This window comes from Lacticaseibacillus manihotivorans DSM 13343 = JCM 12514, assembly GCF_001435035.1.
Classification (GTDB): domain Bacteria; phylum Bacillota; class Bacilli; order Lactobacillales; family Lactobacillaceae; genus Lacticaseibacillus; species Lacticaseibacillus manihotivorans.
Genome location: NZ_AZEU01000171.1, coordinates 1 through 1,177, shown reverse-complemented (window position 1 = coordinate 1,177; position 1,177 = coordinate 1). Strand labels below are relative to the sequence as shown.

The 1,177-nt window shown below is 35.9% G+C and carries 1 protein-coding gene; it reads right to left on the bottom strand.

The features are described from left to right. Positions 1-207: 207 nt before the first annotated feature. A complete protein-coding gene (locus tag FD01_RS09725) occupies positions 208-936 on the bottom strand; it encodes a class I SAM-dependent methyltransferase (RefSeq protein WP_056963982.1) in 729 nt (242 codons plus the stop codon). Positions 937-1,177: the final 241 nt, after the last annotated feature.

Below are 1,177 nucleotides of genomic sequence, written 5' to 3'. Positions count from 1 at the left end.
CAGTGTACCGCTGGAAATTTGATTAGGGAATCCGTGCTGTTATCTCCTGCTTACGTTGGTATATCAATTTTTATAATCGCAATCGTATCTCAAATGTTGTCTAAGTAACTGAATAAAAATAGTCCAATTTATTGACTTCTGAGCATAGAAGTGCGCCCTTTAGTTCCTAAAGGGATTTTATCAGTTCGTCAAACTGGAAGTTGTTTATTAAACCTTTTTAACCTTAACCAACAACATCATAGGTCTACGCATTTCATTACACATTCCCGGCATACCCATCATATCTGCCGGAGGCATTGCTTCCTCAATAGCCTCAATTTGAAAACCACATTTTATAAGTGGATTCAATATCTGCGTTAATGTGTGGTGCTGTTTAATTACTCGTTGACCAAGAAAATTGGTTTCTCTTTCGCCTGTGTAATAGTAATTGTCGATTGGCCAATATTTAGGTTTCCCATTTTCATCATAAATCCAATCCTCATTAACACCTGCGGTGAAAGTCGGATGTTCAATATTGAATAGGAAATACCCACCTACTTTTAATGTGCAATACACATTTTGATAAACATTAGCTAAATTTTCGATATAGTGCAGTACCAGGTTAGAAACAACTAGGTCATAAGTATTTTCAGGATAAATGTATTCTTCAACACCGCAAACTTTATACTTGATTTTGTCATCAGAGTTAACAGCTACTGCTTTTGCAATCATTTTTTGACTACTATCAATACCAAGAATTTCAGTAGCTCCCATTTGTGCGGCATATTTGCAATGCCAACCGTAACCACATCCTAAATCCAAAACTTTTTTTCCCTGTAATTTAGGGAATAACGGTTGCAACTGATGCCACTCTCCAGCAGCTTTCAGACCATCTTTGCTTCTTCCCATTTCCGCATATGCGGCAAAAAATTCACTATTATCGTAAATATTTCTCATTGATAATTAGCTCCACAACTTCCGATTTGTTTCTCAATCTTGCATTTAAGTTATACCATAAAACTTGTGAACAGTTCTACCGCAACTGATGGATTCGGTTGTTGCTTTTAGTCTGATGTGAAATGTATTATAAGTATGTTGTATACGATTTTTTATTTTTGTACTGATTGATTTGTTGTCTACTAGGTTCTGGTGCAAAGTTTACTCAGGGAGAGTGCATCCTGTATCATGAATTGAAACT

Excerpts from the sequence above, each read along its gene's own strand:
- FD01_RS09725 (WP_056963982.1), bottom strand. The coding sequence starts at position 936 with ATGAGAAATATTTACGATAATAGTGAATTTTTTGCCGCATATGCGGAA.